The 20,743-nt window shown below is 71.5% G+C and carries 18 protein-coding genes and 1 pseudogene; 10 read left to right on the top strand and 9 right to left on the bottom strand.

Going from position 1 to position 20,743, the window contains the following annotated elements:
- Positions 1-197: 197 nt before the first annotated feature.
- From GTY56_RS20805 to GTY56_RS20790, 4 genes are all read right to left on the bottom strand, one after another.
- Entirely contained in the window at positions 198-548 is a 351-nt protein-coding gene (locus GTY56_RS20805) for a MerR family transcriptional regulator (protein ID WP_161366864.1), read from the bottom strand.
- Positions 549-1,017: 469 nt separating this feature from the next.
- Complete coding sequence (locus GTY56_RS20800; RefSeq protein WP_161366863.1) at positions 1,018-1,251, bottom strand: CBS domain-containing protein; 234 nt, start codon at positions 1,249-1,251, stop codon at positions 1,018-1,020.
- A gap of 44 nt (positions 1,252-1,295) precedes the next feature.
- Positions 1,296-2,780 (bottom strand): DEAD/DEAH box helicase, encoded by a 1,485-nt coding sequence (locus tag GTY56_RS20795; RefSeq protein ID WP_202510506.1) that lies wholly within the window; start codon positions 2,778-2,780, stop codon positions 1,296-1,298.
- Between the two features lie 205 nt (positions 2,781-2,985).
- A complete protein-coding gene (locus GTY56_RS20790; protein ID WP_020119326.1) occupies positions 2,986-3,189 on the bottom strand; it encodes a cold-shock protein in 204 nt (67 codons plus the stop codon).
- Positions 3,190-3,712: 523 nt separating this feature from the next.
- Here GTY56_RS20790 and GTY56_RS20785 point away from each other — a divergent pair.
- Positions 3,713-4,408 (top strand): DUF4232 domain-containing protein, encoded by a 696-nt coding sequence (locus GTY56_RS20785; protein ID WP_161366862.1) that lies wholly within the window; start codon positions 3,713-3,715, stop codon positions 4,406-4,408.
- Positions 4,409-4,430: 22 nt separating this feature from the next.
- Here the strand turns inward: GTY56_RS20785 and GTY56_RS20780 are convergent, their stop codons facing one another.
- The gene (locus GTY56_RS20780; RefSeq protein ID WP_161366861.1) at positions 4,431-5,156 is read right to left on the bottom strand and encodes an SDR family oxidoreductase; all 726 of its coding nucleotides are present in this window, start codon (positions 5,154-5,156) and stop codon (positions 4,431-4,433) included.
- 113 nt (positions 5,157-5,269) lie between these two features.
- On the opposite strand from GTY56_RS20780, the gene GTY56_RS20775 reads away from it, so the two are divergent.
- From GTY56_RS20775 to GTY56_RS20760, 4 genes are all read left to right on the top strand, one after another.
- A complete protein-coding gene (locus GTY56_RS20775) occupies positions 5,270-6,124 on the top strand; it encodes a LysR family transcriptional regulator (RefSeq protein WP_161366860.1) in 855 nt (284 codons plus the stop codon).
- 160 nt (positions 6,125-6,284) lie between these two features.
- The gene (locus tag GTY56_RS20770; protein WP_346345528.1) at positions 6,285-7,751 is read left to right on the top strand and encodes a phosphatase PAP2 family protein; all 1,467 of its coding nucleotides are present in this window, start codon (positions 6,285-6,287) and stop codon (positions 7,749-7,751) included.
- 95 nt (positions 7,752-7,846) lie between these two features.
- Complete coding sequence (locus tag GTY56_RS20765; protein ID WP_161366857.1) at positions 7,847-8,284, top strand: NfeD family protein; 438 nt, start codon at positions 7,847-7,849, stop codon at positions 8,282-8,284.
- 29 nt (positions 8,285-8,313) lie between these two features.
- A complete protein-coding gene (locus GTY56_RS20760) occupies positions 8,314-9,420 on the top strand; it encodes an SPFH domain-containing protein (protein WP_161366856.1) in 1,107 nt (368 codons plus the stop codon).
- Between the two features lie 120 nt (positions 9,421-9,540).
- Here GTY56_RS20760 and GTY56_RS41360 read toward each other — a convergent pair whose 3' ends face one another.
- Both GTY56_RS41360 and GTY56_RS20750 read right to left on the bottom strand, forming a co-directional pair.
- The gene (locus tag GTY56_RS41360; RefSeq protein ID WP_161366855.1) at positions 9,541-12,672 is read right to left on the bottom strand and encodes a CHAT domain-containing protein; all 3,132 of its coding nucleotides are present in this window, start codon (positions 12,670-12,672) and stop codon (positions 9,541-9,543) included.
- 2 nt (positions 12,673-12,674) lie between these two features.
- Complete coding sequence (locus GTY56_RS20750) at positions 12,675-13,415, bottom strand: hypothetical protein (protein ID WP_161366854.1); 741 nt, start codon at positions 13,413-13,415, stop codon at positions 12,675-12,677.
- 244 nt (positions 13,416-13,659) lie between these two features.
- Between GTY56_RS20750 and GTY56_RS20745 the strand changes: the two genes are divergently transcribed.
- The 3 genes and pseudogenes from GTY56_RS20745 to GTY56_RS20735 all read left to right on the top strand — a co-directional run bounded on the left by GTY56_RS20745 (position 13,660) and on the right by GTY56_RS20735 (position 16,305).
- Positions 13,660-13,887: a hypothetical protein gene (locus GTY56_RS20745; protein ID WP_161366853.1), complete on the top strand. Its 228-nt coding sequence runs from the start codon at positions 13,660-13,662 to the stop codon at positions 13,885-13,887.
- A gap of 10 nt (positions 13,888-13,897) precedes the next feature.
- Positions 13,898-14,794, top strand: coding sequence for a hypothetical protein (locus GTY56_RS20740; protein WP_161366852.1), 897 nt, complete (start codon positions 13,898-13,900; stop codon positions 14,792-14,794).
- 240 nt (positions 14,795-15,034) lie between these two features.
- Positions 15,035-16,305 (top strand): annotated as a pseudogene (locus tag GTY56_RS20735) (cation:proton antiporter).
- Between the two features lie 91 nt (positions 16,306-16,396).
- Here the strand turns inward: GTY56_RS20735 and GTY56_RS20730 are convergent.
- Positions 16,397-17,935 carry an amino acid carrier protein gene (locus GTY56_RS20730; protein ID WP_161366851.1) on the bottom strand — a complete coding sequence of 513 codons (1,539 nt, stop codon included), beginning with the start codon at positions 17,933-17,935 and terminating at the stop codon, positions 16,397-16,399.
- A 457-nt stretch (positions 17,936-18,392) separates the two neighbouring features.
- Between GTY56_RS20730 and GTY56_RS20725 the strand changes: the two genes are divergently transcribed.
- Entirely contained in the window at positions 18,393-18,965 is a 573-nt protein-coding gene (locus GTY56_RS20725; protein WP_161366850.1) for a DM13 domain-containing protein, read from the top strand.
- Positions 18,966-18,983: 18 nt separating this feature from the next.
- On the opposite strand, the gene GTY56_RS20720 is transcribed toward GTY56_RS20725, so the two are convergent.
- A complete protein-coding gene (locus GTY56_RS20720) occupies positions 18,984-20,042 on the bottom strand; it encodes a helix-turn-helix domain-containing protein (protein WP_161366849.1) in 1,059 nt (352 codons plus the stop codon).
- A gap of 244 nt (positions 20,043-20,286) precedes the next feature.
- Between GTY56_RS20720 and GTY56_RS20715 the strand changes: the two genes are divergently transcribed.
- Positions 20,287-20,703, top strand: a complete 417-nt coding sequence (locus GTY56_RS20715; RefSeq protein WP_161366848.1) for a hypothetical protein — start codon at positions 20,287-20,289, stop codon at positions 20,701-20,703.
- Positions 20,704-20,743 lie beyond the last annotated feature (40 nt).

Below are 20,743 nucleotides of genomic sequence, written 5' to 3'. Positions count from 1 at the left end.
CTCGCAAAGTGTGCGACGAGAATCGCCACTACCGCCTGATGAGTCAAGGGACCGGGACGGTTGACCTGATCAGCGGGGGCCCCGGATGGGCTCCGGACGGGCAGGCACCCGGCCGCTCGGCCGGGGCAGCAGCAAACCCCAGGCCGCCGACCTGGGGTCTCATGGCGCGGGTGACGGACCCGTCGGCGATCAGCCGTTCAGCTCGGTCCGCGATCCGCCGTGCCGGACGCGTCCTGCGCGGCGCGGCGGTACTCCGCGTTGATGCGCTGGGCCTCCTCCAGCTGGTCCTCCAGGATGACGATGCGGCAGGCAGCCTCGATCGGGGTTCCCCGGTCGACGAGCTCGCGGGCGCGCGCAGCGATCCGCAGCTGGTAGCGGGAGTACCGGCGGTGTCCGCCCTCCGAGCGCAGCGGAGTGATCAGACGGGCCTCCCCGATGGCACGCAGGAAGCCGGGGGTCGTGCCGAGCATCTCGGCGGCCCGGCCCATCGTGTAGGCGGGGTAGTCGTCGTCGTCCAGACGATCGCTGAGCGGAGTATCAGCTGGCATGTCACCTCGTAGTGCAACGCGTCGAGGGGCCCTGGTGCCGTACGGCACCAGGGCCCCGAAGGAAATTCAACACCATCTGTCGGCCCTCATGCTGCGCCGACCTTCTGTTTCCGCTACCCGGCCCGCTTGCGGGAGGGGTGCGGGGATCGCGGCTGCGTGACCGGGGACCACCATCCAATCCGGGGTCTTGCGGTACCCGGACCGAGAGCTTCCCGGCCGGGCGATCCTGATGGCGTCTGCTCCTCCGTCCTTCCTCGGTTCTCCTCTGACCATGTCTACGAGAAGAAGGCTAACCCCAGCGATAAGCGAATGTCTACTCTGACAAAGATAGATTTTGGGGTCCGCCAGACACAGGCATCCTGTTGCCTCCGATCTTGGACCGCCATGCCCCGGATGCAGCAGTGAGGGCCCTGCCGACGCGCGTCGGCAGGGCCCTCACTGGTCTCGGTGGCGGTCACCCGCCTGGGTGTCAGCTCTCCGGGATGTCCCGGAGGCGGACCCGGTCCGTGTAGGTGGGAGCGTCCCGGAGTTCCGTGAGCCGGTCCAGGGTGACCACGCCCGTGCTCTGGTCGTCCCCGTCGCAGAGGACGAGGTGATCGACCCGGGCACCGGCCATGAGGGACAGGGCCACCTCGACCGTCATGTCGTCACGGATGTGCGGCGCATGGGCCGTGGCGGGGTGCTGCGTCCGGGCCGGTGTCATGGGTGTCTCCTGCCGAGAGGTGGGGGGCGGGTGGGCGCCGGGCGCTACGCGGCAGAGCCGGAGCCGGTCCGCCGTTGCGCCCTCGGGCGTGCCGCCTCGCCGGCGGGACGGCCCTGGCCGGTGGGGCGGCGGCCCCGTCGGCCCCGGGACGGGGCGGACGCGCCGCGGGGGCGTTCCGTGCGCGGGGCGGTGACGACGACAGGGACACCGGAAGGGGCCTGGGCACCGGTGATGCGGCTCAGCTCCGCCTCGCCGGAGCGCACCTGGGCGATCCGCGGGGTGATGCCCGCCGACGTCATCAGCCGGCTCATGCCGCGACGCTGGCCCGGGGTCACCAGCGTGACCACGCTGCCGGACTCGCCGGCCCGCGCGGTGCGGCCGCCGCGGTGCAGGTAGTCCTTGTGGTCGCTGGGCGGGTCCACGTTGACGACGAGGTCGAGGTTGTCGACGTGGATGCCGCGCGCCGCGACGTTGGTCGCCACCAGGACCGTCACGTGGCCGCTCTTGAACTGGGCCAGGGTCCGGGTCCGCTGGGGCTGCGACTTGCCGCCGTGCAGGGCCGCGGCGCGGACACCGCTCCTCAGCAGGTGCGTCGTCAGCGCGTCCACCGCGTGCTTGGTGTCGAGAAACATGATCACCCGGCCGTCCCGCGCCGCGATCTCGGTGGTGGCCCGGTGCTTGTCGGCGTCGTGCACATGGAGGACGTGGTGCTCCATCGTGGTGACGGCGCCCGCGGACGGGTCGACGGAGTGGACCACGGGGTCGTGCAGGTAGGTGCGGACCAGCCGGTCGACGTTGCGGTCCAGGGTGGCCGAGAACAGCATCCGCTGCCCGCCGGGCCGCACCTGGTCGAGCAGCGCGGTGACCTGCGGCATGAAGCCCATGTCGGCCATCTGGTCGGCCTCGTCGAGAACGGTGATGTCGACCTGGTCCAGGCGGCAGTCGCCCCGGTCGATGAGGTCCTTGAGCCGCCCGGGCGTCGCGACGACCACCTCGGCCCCGCCGCGCAGCGCACTGGCCTGCCTGCCGATGGACATCCCGCCGACGACCGTGGCGAGCCGCAGGCTCACGGAACGGGCGTAGGGGGTGAGCGCGTCGGTGACCTGCTGGGCGAGCTCGCGCGTGGGCACGAGGACCAGCGCGAGCGGCTGCCGCGGCTCGGCGCGCCGCCCGGCGGTCCGGGCCAGTACGGCGAGACCGAAGGCGAGGGTCTTGCCCGAGCCGGTGCGGCCACGGCCGAGGACGTCACGGCCGGCCAGGGTGTTCGGCAGGGTGGCCGCCTGGATCGGGAACGGCGCCGTCACCCCTTCATGGCCGAGCGTGGCCAACAGCCGGGCCGGCAGGGCGAGATCGGCGAACGACTCGACGGCGGGCAGCGGGGGTGTGATCGTCTTCGGCGGTGCGAACTCGCCCTGGGGAGCGGGGCGGTTTCCGTAGCTCGTGGAGCGGCGCGGACCGCCGGAGCGGCGGCCGGTGCCGTCGCCTTTTCCGAAGCGGTCGTAGGGGCGGGATGTGCGGGCACGCTTCATGCGGGACCTTCCTCGATGGGCGCGTGGCAAGGAAAATCCGCAGCAGATGAGCGGCGCAGAGAATCTCGAGACGAGCCGAAGTCGTTGTGGCCGGGCCGGGTCGGGCCGGGTCGGGCCGGGTCGGGCCGGCGGGAAAAACAGCGAGCTGGGGCCCGCACCCCTTCAGGTGCGGGCCCCAGCTGCGAGATATGCGCGAGCGCCGTTGTCAGGCGGGCACGATGTTCTCGGCCGTCGGGCCCTTCTGGCCCTGCGCGATGTCGAACGACACCTTCTGGCCTTCCAGCAGCTCGCGGAAGCCCTGGGCGGCGATGTTCGAGTAGTGGGCGAAGACGTCGGCGCCGCCGCCGTCCTGCTCGATGAAGCCGAAGCCCTTTTCCGAGTTGAACCACTTCACAGTGCCGGTAGCCATTTGTTTCTCCTTCGGAGGCGGTTTCAGGAATTCACCGTCTGTGAATTCCGTGTCGCCGTGATGATTACCCCGTAGGAAATGAACCTTCTGGCAACCACACCTGCAACTGAGATCGACAGTAGCACGGTGGCTTCGGCGCCGTGCGGTTCAAAAAGTGTGGCCCGGCGGGCGATCGGGGAATATTCGGCGGGCCCCGTTCCTATTTCTCATTTTGCGGGCACAGATATTGCCCTCCGCGGGCGCGGCTCTTCCTGTCGCCCCCTCCTGCACCAGCCGTGTGACCTCCGTCGATGCACGTCACGGCGGAGGTGACACCGGAACGCCGCTGTCGCGACGAAGGTCACATCGCCCGTTCGGCCCCGCCGCGGCGCAACTGCGTGCGCATGTCACGGATCGGGGACAGCGCTGTGCGGGAACGGTGACGGCGGGATCCCCCCGGCTCACAGCGCCCTCCTGACGATCGACAGACACCGGGAGGCCGAACCGACCACGGCCTCAACCAGTCGATGAACAAGGGGATTTCATGTCCGGCAACCGTCGTAAGGCCTTCCTCGTCTCCGTGGCCCTCGTGAGCGGCGCCCTTCTGATGACCGCCTGCCAGGACTCGGACAAGGCCGCGGACGCCGGTGCCGCGCAGGGTTCTTCGTCCGCCACCGCGTCCGGCGACGCGGCCACCCCGTCCGGCGCGTCGGCCGCGGGCAGCGGACAGGGCACCGGCAAGGGCTCCGCGGCGGGCAAGGGCTCCGGGACGACGGGCCAGGGAAGCGGGGACGCGGCCGGCTCGGGCGCCGACACCGGCAACGGCAAGCGGGAGCCGGTCGGACAGAGCTGCGGCGCCAACGACATCTCCTGGAACACCCGGTCCGAGACCCAGGCAGGCGGCTACATCCTGATCTCCGCGAAGGCGAAGCCGGGCATCACCTGTGTCCTGCCCGCCGCACTGCCGACCGTGGCGTTCGGATCCGACGGCACCGAGGCGGGCCCCGCGGAGCAGGCCGTGGGCGAGCAGATCACCCTGAGCGGCAACACCACCGCCTACGCCGGGGTCAACCCCAAGAGCACCGACGGCGACGGCGGCAAGGAGCTGGACAGCATCATCGTCGCCGTCGGTGACGACGACTCCAACCCGGTCTCCCTGAAGGTCGGCACCATCACCGTCGACCAGCCGGTGGTCACCAACTGGCACACCTCCGCGACGGACGCCGTCCCCTTCGGCTGAACCGGCCGCGGACCCGGCGGGTCTACCACGGCACCTCGCCCTCGTCGTCGAAGAAGCCGCCGCTCGGGCCGCCGTCGGGCAGCGTCGCGAGGTGGAGCGCTACCGCGGCGCCCTGCTCCGGGGTGCGGACCCCGCGGAACCCGTTGAGGTCGGTCGCGCAGTAGCCGGGGCACGCGGCGTTGATGAGGATGCCCGTGTCCCGCAGCTCCTTGGCGTACTGGACGGTGACGGCGTTGAGGAAGGTCTTGGACGGCGAGTAGGCGGCGGCGATCGGGCCCGTGTCGCTGCCGGGAGTGGTCTGCCGGGTCAGTGAGCCCACACCGCTGGACATGTTCACGATCCGCGGTGACGGCGAGCGGCGCAGCAGCGGCAGCATCGCGTTGGTGACGCGGATGACGCCGATCACGTTGGTCTCCACGACCGTCCGTACCGTCGCCGGGTCCACCTCGGTGGGCAACTGCGCCGCACTGCCGGTGATCCCGGCGTTGTTGACCAGCACGTCGAGACGCCCGGCGCTCTCCTCGACCAGTGCGGCGGCCCCGGCCACGCTCGCGTCGTCGGTCACGTCGAGCGGTACGCCGAAGGCGTCGGTACCGGCCGCCCGCAGTTTGGCCACAGCGCTCTCGCGCCGCTCCCGGTCCCGGGCGCCGACCCCGACCCTCCAGCCGAGGGCGCCCAGGCCCGCCGCGATCTCGTATCCGATGCCCTTGTTCGCGCCGGTCACCAGCGCGATCGTCTGTTCGCTCATGCCGCCGATCCTGTCCGCGCCCGGTCGTGGCGGGCCAACACCGATCGGGTGGGCGGTGATACCGCACCGGTATCGGCCCAGCTCGGAACAGGGTGGAGCAGTACCATCACGGCGTGGAGACAAGGGAGTTGCGGTACTTCGTCGCCGTCGCCGAGGAGCTTCACTTCGGCAGGGCCGCCCAGCGGCTCGGGATCGCGCAGCCCCCGCTGTCGCGGGCGATCGGCCGGCTCGAACGGCGCCTGAAGGCGGTCCTGCTGGAACGCAGCAGCCGCTCGGTCGCCCTGACGGAGGCCGGAGCGGTGCTCCTGACGGAGGCCCGGGCGGCGCTCGAAGCCGTCGAGGCCGCCGAACGCCGCACCCGCCGCGCGGCACACACCCCGGCGGGCCAAGCCGGGGTGGTGCTCGTCACGAAGGCCGGTGCGTCCGGCGAGCTGCTGGCGAAACTGCTCGACGCCCACGCCGCCGAGCCCGACGCGGCCGGCGTCGAGCTGCTCCTGTGCGGCATGGGCGAGCAGGGACCGATGCTGCGCGACGGCCGGGCCGACGTGGCGCTGCTGCACCTGCCGTTCGACACCACGGCCGGTCTCGACACCGAAGAGCTCTGCACGGAGGGGCAGGTCGCCATCCTCCCGGCCGGGCACCCCCTCGCCGGCCGGCCCCACCTCCGTACCGCCGACGTCACCGGCCTCCCCGACCTGCCGATGCCCCGCTGGCCCGGCCCCGACGGCACCTACCCGGCCGGCCCCGGCCCCCGGGCCCGCGACCACGCCCAGCTCCTCCAGCTGATCGCCCTCGGCCGCGCCTGCTGGATCGCGCCGGAGTCCTGCCGGACGCAACTGCGCGACGGGCTGGCCGCCGTGCCGGTGCCGGACGCGCCGACGGTGACCACGGTGATCGCCTGGCCACCCCACAGCAGGTCCCGGGCGGTCGCGGACCTGGTGCGGACGGCGCTACGGGTGAGTTCGTGAGGGGACGGAGCCACCTGGGCCGGTCAGGACCGGCACCCTCCGATAGCATGTTCGAACTCGCGATGGTCCCTCCATCGCTCTCCATCTGCCCAGCCATTCGGAAGAATCGGCCAAAAGATTGAAAGCCAGAGCATCGCGGGTGTTTTCGCGAAGAGGTGACGTGAGTTCGCGGGGTGCGGGGCGCCGCCGGCGCGTGCTGCTGTGGGGCGCGGCGGGCGTGGTCACGCTCGGATTCCTCATCGCCCTGGAGATCGCCGCACGCCGTTACGGCGAACCGGGGCCGATCACCAACCAGGTGAAGGGCCTCGTCCTCGCCCCCAAGCCGGGGCCGCTGTACGGCGGTCTGGGGCTGATGATGGTCGTGCTCACCTGGCGGCAGCGGTTCATCGCGGCCGGCGCGGCACTGGGCATCGACGCCGTCCTCCTGCCGGTGCGGTGGGCGGTGGAAGCCGACATGACGGGCGGCCACGTCTTCGGCACGGGCGCGCTGTGGGTGATGCTGGGCACCGCGGTCATCGCCGTCACCCGCCGCACCGGCCCGGACCGTGTCCTGCTGCTGAAGGGTGTCGGGCTGGGCCTGCTGCTGGTCGCCGCACGCAAGGTCGGCGACACCTGGCTGTTCATCACGGCGAAGACCCGCCCGACGGTGCTCGACCAGTACGTGGCGACCGCCGACCACGCGCTGGGCAACCCCTCCTGGCCGGCCGGCCGGATCGTCGAGGCCACCGACCCCTACAGCGGTCTTCTTCTCCAACTGGTCTACGGCCAGCTCGCGGTGGCCGCGGTCGTCGTCGCCTTCCACCAGCTGCGCAACGTCACGGTCGAGCGCCGCTTCCCCAGCCATCACCTGGTGCGCACGTTCCTGGTGATCGGCCTCCTCGGCCCGGCCTTCTACATGATCTTCCCCGTGGTCGGCCCGGTCTTCGCCTACGGGCCGGGCGCCTCCGGCACCGGCGGCGTGGAGTGGGCGGCGGTCAACCTGTGGCCGCACACCCCGCTGCCGGTCACCACCCCGCAGCCGATGACGTACGACGGGATCACCCCCCGCAACTGCATGCCCAGCCTGCACACCGCCTGGGCGGTCGCGATCTTCGTCCACACCCGCAGGGCACCGCGTGCGCTGCGGTTCGCCGGTACGTTCTGGCTGGTCGTCACCCTCGCGGCGACCCTGGGCTTCGGCTACCACTACGGCGTGGACCTCATCGCCGGTGTGGTGTTCGCCCTCACCATCGAGGCGGCCCTGCGCTCCCTCGACCGCGGCTGGGACCGGCCGGGCATCCTGCTGGTCGCCTACGGCACCGCGGTCTTCACCGCGCTCCTGGTGTCGTACCGCTATCTGCCGACGGAGATGGCCGCACGTCCGGAGGTGTCCGGGCCCCTGCTCATCCTGGCCATGACCTCGGTGATCTACGGCTACGTACGCACCACCCCGAGGCCCGCCCCGCACCTGCCGGCGCCCCGGACCCCGGTGACGGAGGCCGCGCGGGACGACGCCGTGACCGCGCCGGCCGAGGATGCCGCTCCCGCGCCGGCTGAGGACACCGCTCCCGCGCCGGCTGAGGACACCGCTCCCGCGCCGGCCGAGGACGCCGCTCCCGCGTCCGCCCGCTCCCCGGAGCCCCGCTGATCCCGACGCGCGAGAACCACGGCTGCCGTGTCTGTTCGGCCCGGCGTGTCCGGGCGGTAACTTGGTGGAGAAAGCCCCAAAAGAAGGGCGAATCGATGCCGTGGTTCCTGTGGCTGCTCGCTGCCGCGGCGCTGGGTGCCGCGGAGTTCTTCACCCTGACCCTGGTCTTCGGGCTGCTGGCGGGTGCCGCGCTGGTCGCCGCCGTGGTCGCCGGTGTCGGCATCGGTCTGCTCGGGCAGCTCCTGGCCCTGGGGGCAGCGGCTGCGGCGGGCCTGGTCCTCGTCCGTCCCGTCGCCCTGCGGCACATGCGGCAGCAGCCCCTCATCCGCGACGGCAGCGACGCGCTGATCGGCAGGCGGGCCGAGGTCATGCAGGAGGTCACCGCGACCCGCGGTCTGATCAAACTCTCCGGCGAGGAATGGTCCGCCCGCGCCCTCGACGAGAGCCATGTGATCCCGGTGGGAGCGCTGGTCGACGTCATGGAGATCGAAGGGGCCACCGCCATCGTCTACCCCCGCGAGCTCCTTCCCTGAACGGCTGAGCACACAGCAATGGAGGCACTGTGGATCCAGTTGTCATCCCCATTCTCGTGGCGGCCCTCGTCATCGTCTTCCTCGTGGCCTCCACCGTGCGGATCGTCCCGCAGGCGCGCCGCTACAACATCGAGCGGTTCGGCCGGTACCGCCGGACGCTCCAGCCCGGCCTGAACCTGGTCCTGCCGGTGGCCGACCGCATCAACACCAAACTCGACGTGCGCGAGCAGGTCTATTCGTCCGACCCCAGGCCGGTGATCACCGAGGACAACCTCGTGGTGAACATCGACACGGTGCTGTACTACCAGATCACGGACCCGCGGGCGGCGGCGTACGAGGTCGCCGACTACCTCCAGGCGATCGACCAGCTCACCGTGACCACGCTGCGCAACGTCATCGGCAGCATGGACCTGGAGGAGACGCTCACCTCGCGCGAGGAGATCAACTCCCGGCTGCGCGCCGTCCTCGACGACGCCACCGGCAAGTGGGGCATCCGCGTCAACCGCGTCGAGATCAAGGCCATCGATCCACCGCACACCATCAAGGAGGCGATGGAGAAGCAGATGCGGGCCGAGCGTGACAAGCGGGCGGCCATCCTGCACGCCGAGGGGGAGCGGCAAGCCAAGATCCTCACCGCGGAGGGCACCAAGCAGAAGGACATCCTGGAGGCACAGGGCACCCAGCAGGCCATGATCCTGCGGGCGGACGGCGAGGCCAAGGCGGTGGAGCTCGTCTTCCAGGCCGTCCACCGCAACAACGCCGACCCCAAGATCCTGGCCTACAAGTACCTGGAGACGCTCCCGCACCTGGCCAGGAGCGACAACAACACCTTCTGGGTCATCCCCGGGGAGCTGACCGAGGCGGTCCGCACCGTCACCCGCGCCTTCGGCGACGAGTCGACGGCAGGTCCTCCCCGCCCCGCGCACCCCGAGGAACCGGCCACGGCCGGCGACGGGGCCGCGCACGAGCCCTCCGTCCCGCAGCTCGACGCGCCCTCGACGGTTTCCCTCGACGCCGCCGCGGCCGCCGACGAGGCCGGGAAGCAGGCCGCCGCGGCGGTGAGCGACGCCAAGGCGGAGGCGGAGGCGGCGAAGTCCCCGCAGGTGCCGCGCCGGGGGCGGGCGTCCGACGACTGAATCAGCAACCGGCTCTGTGCCGGCGGGGAGGACCAAGTCCTCCCCGGCTACGTCGTGGACGTGCAGTGGCCCGGACGCCGTTGAGCCCGCACGGCGAGCACAGGCTGGTGCACTCGTCGGTCAGGGCCCGGTGTGATAGTGGGCGGCCCACCGGCTCGGCACCTGCGCCTCCGCGTCCCGGGCCTGTCGCACAGCATGGTGGAGAGCGGCGGCGACGGAACCGGAAGGCGGCGTCGCCCGGCGCGGCAGGTTCTCGTAGAACGCGTGGGCGATGTGCGAGGCCACCCGGTCCGGTACGTTCCAGCGGGTCGCGACCACATGCCGGAAACCGGCGAGTTGGAATGCGGTGCCCAGATGCAGGGCCTCCGCGGCGAGGGCGGTGCGGACGGAAGCCGTCGAGCAGGCGGACAGGTAGGCCAGTTCCGCGCCTTCGAGACGCAGCCGGTCGATGTCCATGACGGTGATCGGCTGGTCGTGCAGGATCAGCCGGCTGCCCGACGCGTATGCCTCGTCGGCGTGGGCGTGGCAGGCGAAGTGAGCCCAGTCGCAGCGTGCGAGGGCGTCGAGGACCGCCCGCCGTGTGGCGTGCTCGCCGAGCAGCGGCGGCAGGGCGGAATCCTGTGCGAGCGACCCGGCCTCCTGGAGAGTGGCGGACAACGGCGCGTACCCCGGTGTGTGTGCCACGCCCACGGCGAGGACGCGGGGAGCATCCCGCGCTGTGGCCGCAGTCCGGGTCCGGGCGTTGATCAGGGCGCGGACGGTAGGTGTGTAGGACGAGACGACGAAGTCGAGCACGCCGGGACCGCCCTGCCCGTGGTGCCCGGCGGCATGCAGCGGAAGTCGGTTCAGCCAGCCGGTGGGCGACCACCACACCCGCGGCCAGGGTTCGCCCTCGCTCACCGGGCGGGTCAGCCCCAGGGCCTTCAGCACGGGTTCCGTGACCACGTCCCACAGCCAGGCGAGCGTCTCACGCAGCGTGTCCTGCGCGGCCAGGCTGGAGAGCAGGCCGGCCGAGGCACTCTCCGCGACGGACAGTGCCTGGGTGAACCGCTCGCAGCGCTCCACCAGGTCGGCCTGGTGCAACGCGGTCAGGGGGACGATCGTGACGTCCGGTCCGGTCAGGATCAGCGCATCGCACCGGTGATCGCTGACGTTCACGGTGACCACGGGACCGGCGGAGGCGGCCACCTGCCGGTCGGCGGCTGCCGGGGGGAGCAGGAAGCGCTCGAAGCCCGGCAGACGGCGAACGGAGTGCACCGCGTGGTCCCACTGCGCGGCGAGTTCGTGCCGTCGGTCCATCGCAAGCCGGCGGCCTGCCAACTGGGTGGCCAGCGCGGACAGTTCCGCGGCCAGGCGCGGGGCCACGGCGGCGACGGCAGAGAGCTCGGAGCCCCCGGCACCCAGAGCGGAACGAGGCAGGATGCCCCGGCCTGCCTCCAGCAGTTCCATCGCCTCCTCCCCCCTGTCCTCGCCGACCTGGAGCGCGGCAGCTGCGGCGTCGGACGCCACTTCGTAGGATCCCCACAGCTGTTGCTCGCTGTCGGAGCGGTACAGAGCCGGTGACGAGACGCGGGACAGCGCGGCGAGTGCGGCCCGATAGCCTTCGAGGGCCTCGGCCCAGTCTCCTCGCTCCGCGGCACGAGCGCCCCACACGGAGGCGGCGTCCAATCGCAGTCCCGGGGCGGCGTCAGGCGTGGTGGCGGCTGCGCGGGCCGCCCGGACGGCCTCGGCGTGGTCCTGAGGGGCATGCCGCGCCTTGGACCTCACGACCAGTGCGTTACCGAGTTCGTGCCACGCGTGTGCCCGGGGGCCCTGCCGGTCCCACGGTGCCTCCACGGCGCACCGGTAGGCGTCGACCACGTCGTCCAGCAGCCGCGGGTCCCGGGTCCATTCGTAGCGGGCCCGCAGTCCGGAGCCGAGGTTCGTCCACAGCAGGCCCCGATCGGCGCCGGCCGAGGGGATGGCCAGGGCTTCCCGCCAGAGCTCGATCGCCTCCTCGATCCGGGCGACACTCAGGTCCCGGTCATCCCGCTCCCTGTCCTTGTCGGGGCGGTGACGTTCGACGAGCACGGAGGCCAGGTCCCCCAGTGCCAGAGCCCTTTCGGCGTGGCCCTCGGGCAGGAGGGCGACGGCCCGGCGGAGCACGTCGACCGCCTCGTCGAGGTAGGCCAGGCCCCCGGGCAGTTGCCCCCGTGCCACGAGAGCCCGGCCGAGAGCCAGCAGGCTCTTGCCCTGCCGCTCTTCCGGCAGACCGACCAGCGCGGACCGGGCGACCTCGACCGCTTCCTGGAGGGAGTCGCTGTCGCCCAGCTCGGTGCCCCTGACGCGCAGGAGCGTGGACAGCAGCCCGAGCGTGTCCGACCTGCGCCCGGCGGAGGCACCGGACCGCAACGCGGCACGGCTCGCCTCGGTCGCCTCGGCCCGATCGCTGCTGCTGCCGGTGATGCCGTACCGCCTGTGCAGCCCCGACGCCAGCTCCGCGTACGCCGCCGCATCGGTGCTCGGTGAGGAACCGCCGCGCACAGCCGTGCGCAGCAGGCTGAGTGCCTCCGTGAGGTCCTGTTGTTCTCCGGCCAGCCGGAACCGCCGGAGCAGCGCGGTGCCGAGCAGGGTTTCGACGTTGGCGGAGCGGCGTGGCGTCGGCAGTGCCCGCCGGAACCACAGCACCGCCTCGTCGAGAACCGCACGTTCCCGCTCCCCGCCGCCGCACTCGGCCCGTCGGTACAGGGCGGTGCCGAGCATGGTCGCACTGATCCCGGCGTACTGCGGGGAGTCGAGGAGAGGGTCGAGCAGTTCGCGCATCCGGGCGACCGTCCGGTCGCGGGACTCCGCGTCGTCGTCGTCCCGGGCGGACGAGAACGCCGCCATGGCCGCGTTCAGCTGTTGCAGGGGCTCCCGCACCCGCGCAGGTGCCGTCCGCAGGACCTGTCCTCGGCGCAGGCTGCTTTCGAGTTCCTCCGGGACGGCCGACGGGTCGGCGGAGTACACCGGTGCCAGACAGTCCCGGGCGGCGTCGAGCTCCGCCGCGGCGCGGTCATGAGCGCCCTGCCGGAGCAACGCCCGGTGCCGGTACCAGTGCAGCCAGCCGAGCGCCTGGAGAAGGGCCGGGCGGTCCGTCCGGAACCACAGGCACCTGCGCAGCCGGGACATGAGGCGGTCGGTGTCGGGGGACAGCACGTCCTCGGCGTCCTCCCGCTCCTGGAGGCGGTCGATGAGATCCAGCGCCGAGGAGAGGGCCCGATGCGGTACCACCGCTACGGCTCTCGCCTGCTGTCGGCCTGCTCGCGCAGGAGCCGGTTCCACAACGTGCTGAACCGCGGTGAGCCGGTGAGCCGGAAGTCCGCCTTGCCGGAGGCGTGGTGGACGTACGACACCCGCACCACCTCCAGCGTCCTGCCCCGGCACCAGACGAGGTCGCCGTACAGCCCATGCCGGGCCAATGCCTCCGGCCCGCCCATGATCCCCTCCAGCTCCGCCCGCATCAGGGCCAGCTTCTGGAGACTCTCGACGAACAACGCACCAGTGGCGAGAGGAAAGAAGATCAACTGCACAGGGAGGGGGATCCACACCAACGCCCCGTCCTCGGGGAGGTCGACGAACTCGTGCAGCCGGACGAGCTGAGCAGCCGTGTGCCGGTCGCCCGTCAGCACGCCGCAGACAGGGCCCCTCTGCATGTCGGGTTCCTGCGCCCGCATGTTGTGCATCGCCACGGCCCACATGTCCTCGGGCTCCATGCCCCACCACCGCAGGTGTTCCGGCTGCACCGCCATCGCGCCCGCGACTTCGACGAGGGCCGTCAGTTCCCCGGGGAGGACGGTCTTCGACAGCGGCGCACATCCCGCGGGCACCTGCCCGGGCGGGACGATCTGCACCCGCAGCAGTGGCCGGACGCGATCCCCGTCGGTCACCCAGGGCGGGAGCCGCGCGGTGGACGGCAGGGGTGCCTCGGCCACCGGTCCAGGGGGCTTGACGCTTTTGCGACGGAACAGAGCCATGGGGGAAGCCTTGCGTGTGCCGACTCTCGGATCCCGCTACTGTAACGGCATTCAAACTGCTTGCTGTACAAGCGAGTTGGCGTTCGAATGCGGGGCACGGTTGCATCCTGATCACCATGTACTCACCCAGTTGTGCGCCGAGTTCCCCGAGCTCCGGCGGGCTCTCAGGTCCTCTCCGGACCGCCTTGAGCTGCTCGACAGGGTGGCCGATGCCGCGAGATCGGGCGAGACACTGGTCCCTCTGATGGGTGAACTGGGCATCGCCGTCCCCGACGCCGGCGGTTCGGGTTCCGTCGACAGGGGAACCACCCCGTGGTCGCGGCCCTGGTCCTCCGGATCCGGCAGCCCGGTCGACGGGACGTATGTGTGCCCGCGGTCCCTGTGCGGACGCGAGCAGGTGCGGGAACCCGGAGAGGAACTGCCGGTGTGCCATCTGCACGCGGAGGCTCTGACGTTTCTCCCCCAGGCCTGAAAGCACCGCGGTGACCGGCTTCCTCTCCGCCCTCGGCTCACGGCTGGCCGAGCGGTGGGTGTCCCTGCTCGCGGTTCCTGGCCTGCTGTACACGGTGACCGCCTTCATGGCGGTCACCTTCGGGTGGCTGCCGGTCGGTCTCGCCGGCCTCAGGAGCCAGGGGCGGGCTCGGCTGTCCGAGGCCGGAGTTCCGCCCTCGCTGACAAGTGCGGTCTCGGTGGCGTTCGGTGTCGGGGCGATCCTGCTCGTCACCGCGGGGGCGGGGCTGCTCGCTCAAGCGGTCGCCGGCCCCGTCGAACGCGCCTGCTGTGGCGCATGGCCCGGCTGGGCCCGGCCACTGGAACATCGGCTGACGGAACGCCGGAGCCGACGCTGGTCCCGGGCACACGAGCGGGTGCGTGCGGCGGCACCGGCGGCAGGGGCGCGCCGCCCCTCGCGTGACGATCTCGTCGCGGCACGCAACGCCATCGCCCTCGTACCGCCTGGCTGCCCGACCTGGACGGGAGATCGCCTGCGGGCCGTGGAAGTCCGCGTGAGGAACGAGTACGGCCTGGACCTGTACTCCTGCTGGCCCCGACTCTGGCTGGTCGTGCCGGACACGGTGCAGGAGGCGGTCAGAACGGGGCGGGACGGTTTCTCGGCCGCCGTGCTGACCGGGTCCTGGGCCGTGCTGTATGTGGCGCTCGCGCCGTTCTGGTGGCCGGTTCTCGCCATCGCGGCGGTGCTCTGCCTGGTCGCCTGGCGGCGGGTCCGTACGTCCGCTGCCGCTCTCGCCGACCTCACGGAAGCCGTGTTCGACGTGCACGCGATCGACCTGGCAGCCGCGCTGAGGGTGGAGACACCGCATGACCGGGTGACCCCCGAGATCGGCCGTCTCATCACCGAACGGCTCCGGAAGGGCACCTGAGCGGAGCGGCGCAGCCGCCGTCCGGAGGAAGGCTCCGCTCACGGGCGGCCTCCCTCCCGTCCCTCCCTCCCTCCCCTCCCTCCCCTCCCTTTCGTCCCTCCCAGCCGACCCGCGCGAGCGCGGATCGCGGCGCGGACGGATGGACCGAGGACCGGACGTGCACGAACTCGGGCGAGGCGTCGCGGGTAACGGGGTACACACGTGGCCTGGGAGAAGGTCATGTCGGGCAGGAGGGTCGCGGTGACGCTTTCGGACGTGGTCTACGTCTGCCTGGGCCTGGGAGCCCTGGGTGCGGCCGTGCTGCCCCGGGTGGTCTCCCGGCGGCCGCTGTCCCTGCCCATGGTCTTCCTCGCCGCGGGCGTTCTCATCGAGCTCCTGCCGGTGGGCATGCCGGCCGTGGACCCCGTGCGTGACCGGCTGTGGGTCGAGCACACCACCGAGGTGTGCGTGATCGTGTCGCTGATGGGCGCCGGGCTCGCCATCGACCGGCCTTTCGGCTGGCGCCGGTGGTCCGGTACGTGGCGGTTGCTGGGCATCACGATGCCGCTGACCGTGGCCGTCGTCGCCCTGCTGGCCTGGGGGCTCTGCTCGACTGGCCACCTGCCGCCGCCCTGCTGCTGGGCGCCGTGCTCGCACCGACGGATCCCGTGCTGGCCGGTGAGGTCCGGGTGGGCGAGCCGCTCGGCACCGAGCGCGACGAGGACGAGGTGCGGTTCTCCCTGACCAGTGAGGCCGGGCTCAACGACGGACTCGCCTTTCCGTTCGTCTACGCGGCCATCGCCCTCGCCGCGGCGGCCGGGACGGGGTGGTCGGCGGACTGGATCGGTTCGTGGGCCCTGACCGACCTGCTGGTCAAGTGCGCTGTCGGGCTGGCCGTCGGGGGCGGGGTCGGCTGGTTGCTGGGGTGGATGTTCTTCCGGGCCCGCAAGCCGGCGCTGCGGCTGTCCGAGCACATGGAGGGTTTCGTGGCGCTGGGAGCCACCTTCGTGTCGTACGGCATCGCCGAGGTGCTCCACGGCTACGGCTTCGTGTCCGTGTTCGTGACCGCCTGCGCCATCCGGGCCGCCGAGCGCAGCCACGGCTATCACAAGGTGCTGCACGAGTTCACCGAGCAGATCGAACGGCTGCTCACGGCCGTGCTGCTGTTCCTGCTCGGCGGATATCTGGTGGCCGGCGCCCTGTCCGCCCTGACGCCGGCGGCCGTGGTGCTGGGCGTGCTGGTGCTGCTGGTCGTGCGGCCGCTCACGGGGTGGCTGGCACAGCTGCGGACCGGCATGGGGAAGAAGGAACGAGCCGTGGTCGCCCTGTTCGGGATCCGGGGCATCGGTTCGCTGTTCTACCTGGCCTACGCGCTGGGGCAGGACTCCTTCGGCGGGCTGGAGCGGGAGCTGTGGGCCGTCGTGGCCCTCACCGTGGTGATCTCGGTGGTGCTGCACGGCGTCCTGGCGACCCCGGCCATCGGTTACCTGGACCGGCGGCGCGAAGAGGCGGAGCCCGGCGGTCGCTCGTAGGCGGTCGTTCCCGGGCAGACGTACGGGCCCGTACCCACCAAGGCGCGAGGTGAGCACGGGCCCGTACCGGAGCCGGGCCGCCGGGGGGCGGTCAGACGGTGGTCTTCACCGACTCCTGGTCTTCGTCGCCGTCGTCGCCGATCTCACCGGCCTTGCGGGCGCGGACGAACTCCAGGAAGGAGTTGAGCTCGCGCTTGACGACCGGGGCGAGCAGGTACAGGCCGATGATGTTGAAGACCGACAGCAGGAAGAGCGCGGAGTCGGCGAGGCTGATCAGCGAGTCGAGGGACATCAGGGCGCCCAGGACCACGAACAGGCTCCAGACGGCCTTGAAGACGGTCTCGCTGGTCTTGCTCTTGCCGAACAGGTACGACCAGGCCTTGAGGCCGTAGTAGCCCCAGGTCAGGATCGTGGAGAAGGCGAACAGCAGCACCGCGATCGTGAGCACGGCCGGGAACCAGGGCAGCACGGTCTCGAAGGCGTCGGAGGTGATCGTGACGCCGACGGCTTCGCCGCTCTCGCGGGCCTCGCCCCAGCTGGCCGGGTTCGCGATGACGATGGTCAGGGCGGTCATGGTGCAGATGACGACCGTGTCGATGAACGGCTCCAGCAGGGCGACCAGACCCTCGCTCGCGGGGTGGTTGGTCTTGACCGCCGAGTGGGCGATCGGGGCGGAGCCCAGACCGGCCTCGTTGGAGAACGCGGCGCGCTGGAAGCCGATGATCAGGGCACCGAGCACACCACCGGCGACGCCCTCGGCCTCGAAGGCGCCCCGCAGGATTTCCTGGAAGGCGTCCGGCACCGCGGTGACGTTGCTCAGGATGACGATCAGGCAGGCCACGATGTAGATGCCGGCCATCGCGGGCACCAGTCGGCTGGTGACCGAACCGATGGAGCGGATGCCGCCGAGCAGCACGAGCCCGACCAGCGCGGCGACGACCAGGCCGAAGAGGACGGCACCGGCGGAGGAGGCCAGGAAGCCGTCCTCGCCGCCGAAGGTCGAGGCGACCTGCGCGTAGCTCTGGTTGGTCTGGAACAGGTTGCCGCCGAACAGGCCGAAGAAGAGGACCATGATCGAGGCCAGGACGGCGAGCACCTTGCCGAGCTTGGCGCCGCCGCTGCCGAAGCGGTCCTTGAGGCCCTTGGGCAGGTAGTGCATCGGGCCGCCGGAGACGGTGCCGTCGGCGTGCACCTCGCGGTACTTCACACCGAGGGTGACCTCGACGAACTTGGTGGCCATGCCGAGCAGGCCGCACAGGATCATCCAGAACGTGGCGCCGGGGCCGCCGATGGAGACGGCGACGGCCACACCCGCGATGTTTCCGAGGCCGACCGTGCCGGAGACGGCGGCGGTCAGGGCCTGGAAGTGGTTGACCTCACCGGCCGACCCCTTCTCGTCGTACTTCCCGCGCACCACGTCGAGCGCGAGTCTGAACTTGCGGACCTGTACGAGGCCGAACCAGCCGGTGAAGACCAGGCCGGCGACGACGAGCCAGGCGACGATGAGGGGGAGTTCGGTTCCGGCGACGGGGACCGCGTAGAAGACGACGTCTCCGAGCCACTTGGCTATCGGTTCGAAGAAATCGCTGACGGCTTCGTCGACGTTTTGGGTGACGGAGTCGAGTGACACAGTTGCTACCTCGATGGTGCGAGCCCGGGGCACTGGGGACGTGCCACCGGTCGATGTGCGGTCTCTGAACGAACGCCGTTGTCCGATCGGCGACCCTGGGCGGGCGCTCCGCGGATGCGGATCGTGATCACCCTGGTCGTGCTGCCGGAGCATGCCGACCGCTCCGCACCGTGGCGTCGAGCGGTGCCACCTGCGGAGTTGCGCAGTTCTACCACGCCCTTTGCCGATTCTTTAGTGGTGTGGATCACATCACGTGCAGTAATGGTCGAAAGTGCCAGCGAGCGATATCGGACCGTTATGCGGAGGGTGAGATCCGTTCACCGGACATCTATCGAGAGGACGGGCAGGCCGGCCGACGCCGCGGTGACGTAATACTTCCGTCATCCGCGGCGGGGTCCATGCCGCCCCCGTGACCCTTTGAATGGAGCGGAGGAAGCACTCAGGAATCGAGGCGGGCATGGAGCGTGGACGCAAGAGGCCGGGCAGGCCATGGGTCACTGGGGTGCTGGTGGCGGCGGTCGCCGGTGTCGGCCTGGGGCTGTACTGGTTCCAGCCGTGGAAGCTGTGGCAGGACGAAACCGTTCAGGAGGCCCTGCCCGGTGTCGTGGCCCCCACGGCTCCTCCGGCCGGAGCGTCCTCCGCGTCGTCCTCCGCGTCGCCCTCCCCGGCCCCCCGGACCCGGACGCTGGCGGGCGGTGAACTGATCAGCCACGAGCACGCCACCTCTGGCAGCGTGCAGCTCGTACGGCTCGCCGACGGCTCCCACGTCGTACGGCTGGAGAACCTCGACACCAGCAACGGCCCGGACCTGCGCGTGTGGCTCACCGACGCACCGGTGAAGGAGGGGCGGGCCGGCTGGCACGTCTTCGACGACGGCGCGTACGTCAGCCTCGGCAAGCTCAAGGGCAACAAGGGGAGCCAGAACTACACCGTGCCCGCCGACGTCGACCTGTCCCGGTTCACCAGCGTGAGCATCTGGTGCGACCGCTTCGACGTCTCCTTCGGCGCCGCCGAACTGGCGCGGACCTGACCGCGTCCGCGGGGCACGTCAGAGTTCCCGCACCGGCCAGTCCAGCAGCCGTGCTCCGATCACCGCGGTCTGGAGCATGTAGCGGTGGGCCGGATCGGCCGGGTTGGCGCCGGTCAACTGGTGAATGCGTTCGAGCCGGTAGGTCAGCGCCCGCACGCTCAGGGTGAGACGGCGGGCCGCCTCCGCCGCCACACAGCCCGAGTCGAAGTAGGCGGTGAGGGTGTCCAGGAGCGGCTGGGCGCCGCCACGAGCCGCGGTGAGCGGGCCCAGGGTGGCGATGACCAGTTCGGCCATGGCCTGCCGGTCCCGCGTGAGGACGGGGTAGACGAGCAGGTCGGCCGCCCGCAGCACGGGGTCCTCCAGCTCCAGGCGGTCGGCGATCTCCAGGGCGTTGAGCGCTTCCTCGTAGGAGTGGACGACGCCGCCGGGGCCGGGCTGGGGGCGGCCGATGGCGACCCGGCCGCCGCCGGTGGCGGCGTGGGCCTGTTTGGCGAAGTGGGCGAGGACCTCGTCCTGGGGGCCGGGGGCGATGCACAGCAGCCGCCCGTCCTTGGTCGTGAGCAGGATGCTGCGGTCGCCGAAGCGTGCGATCAGGGCACGCTCCACCTGGCGCGGGACGGGATCGCCCTCCTCGTAGGCGGTCGGGCCCTCGGCGACGGCGACGGCGTGAGCGTGCGAGAGGCGCAGGCCGAAGCGTTCCGCGCGTTCGGCGAGGCGTCCGAGGTCGCTGCGGCCGTACAGGAGGTCGTCGATGAACTCCCGGCGCGCTGCTTCCTCTTGCCGCACGGCCTGGCGCTGGGCGCGCTCGAAGCCCTCGGCGAAGGCGTCCACCACCTGCTGCACGGTGGCCAGCATGCTGTCGGCCGAGGCGGCGGTCGCCGGCCAGGCCGCGCGAGCGGCGGTCAGATGGGCGCTGACCAGGGCCCGCAGTCCGTGGCCGGCGTCAGCCGCCTGCTCTCCGAGGGCCCGGCGGGAGGTGAGTTCTTCGCGTGTGAGGCGCCGACCGGAGGCCGCGACCTCGGCCAGTATCCGGGCGTATCCCTCCAGATACTGCTCCGGAATCCCCAACTCCGACACGGTGCCCCCGAGTTCTCGACGCGCCGCTGACTGACTCCCGGCGGCTGACCGGCATGCAGAGCCTAGACAACACTGCCGGAAACCGGCAATGCGCGGGCGGGCGCTGGAGATGCAGCATGGGCTGCGGGGAGCACCACGGGGAACTCCGGTGCCGGACACCTGCCGGTATCCGGCACCGGAAGCCCGGGCGAGCGGTGCGCCGCCGAGTGCGGTCGAGGAGCCATGAGGACGGAGGGGGTACGGCATGCAGACCTTGCTGTCGGTCATCACCGGCCCGCCCACGATCCTCCTGACCACCGCCCTCGTCGTGGTGCTGTGCTTCTGGCTCCTCGTCGCCGCGGGTTTCACCTCGGCCGGCAGTTTCGACGCGGACGTGGACCTCCGTGCCTGGGGCATGGGCGGCGTACCCGTGGCAGTGGCCGTCTCCGTGCTGACGGTGGTGGCCTGGATCCTGAGCGCCGGGGGCGTCCTCCTGCTGGCCGTGTGCGCGCCGCGCTGTGCCGCCACCGGGCTGCTGCGCATGGTCCTGCCCGTCGCGGCCCTGCCTGTCGCATGGCGACTGACCTGCCTGTTCGTACGCCCCCTGCACCGGCTCCTCCCCGACGAACCCGTCCCGTCCGCCCGCGGCCGGGTACGGGACCACCTGGACCACGCCGCCTGAGCAGTGTCCGTCGGCCCCGCCGCCGACGCCTCCCGTCTCG

Origin of the sequence: Streptomyces sp. SID5643 (genome assembly GCF_009872555.1) — a bacterium.
Lineage (GTDB): Bacteria > Actinomycetota > Actinomycetes > Streptomycetales > Streptomycetaceae > Streptomyces > Streptomyces iakyrus.
The sequence above is the reverse complement of the archived record's forward strand: the minus strand, read 5'-3'. Positions and strand labels throughout refer to the sequence as shown.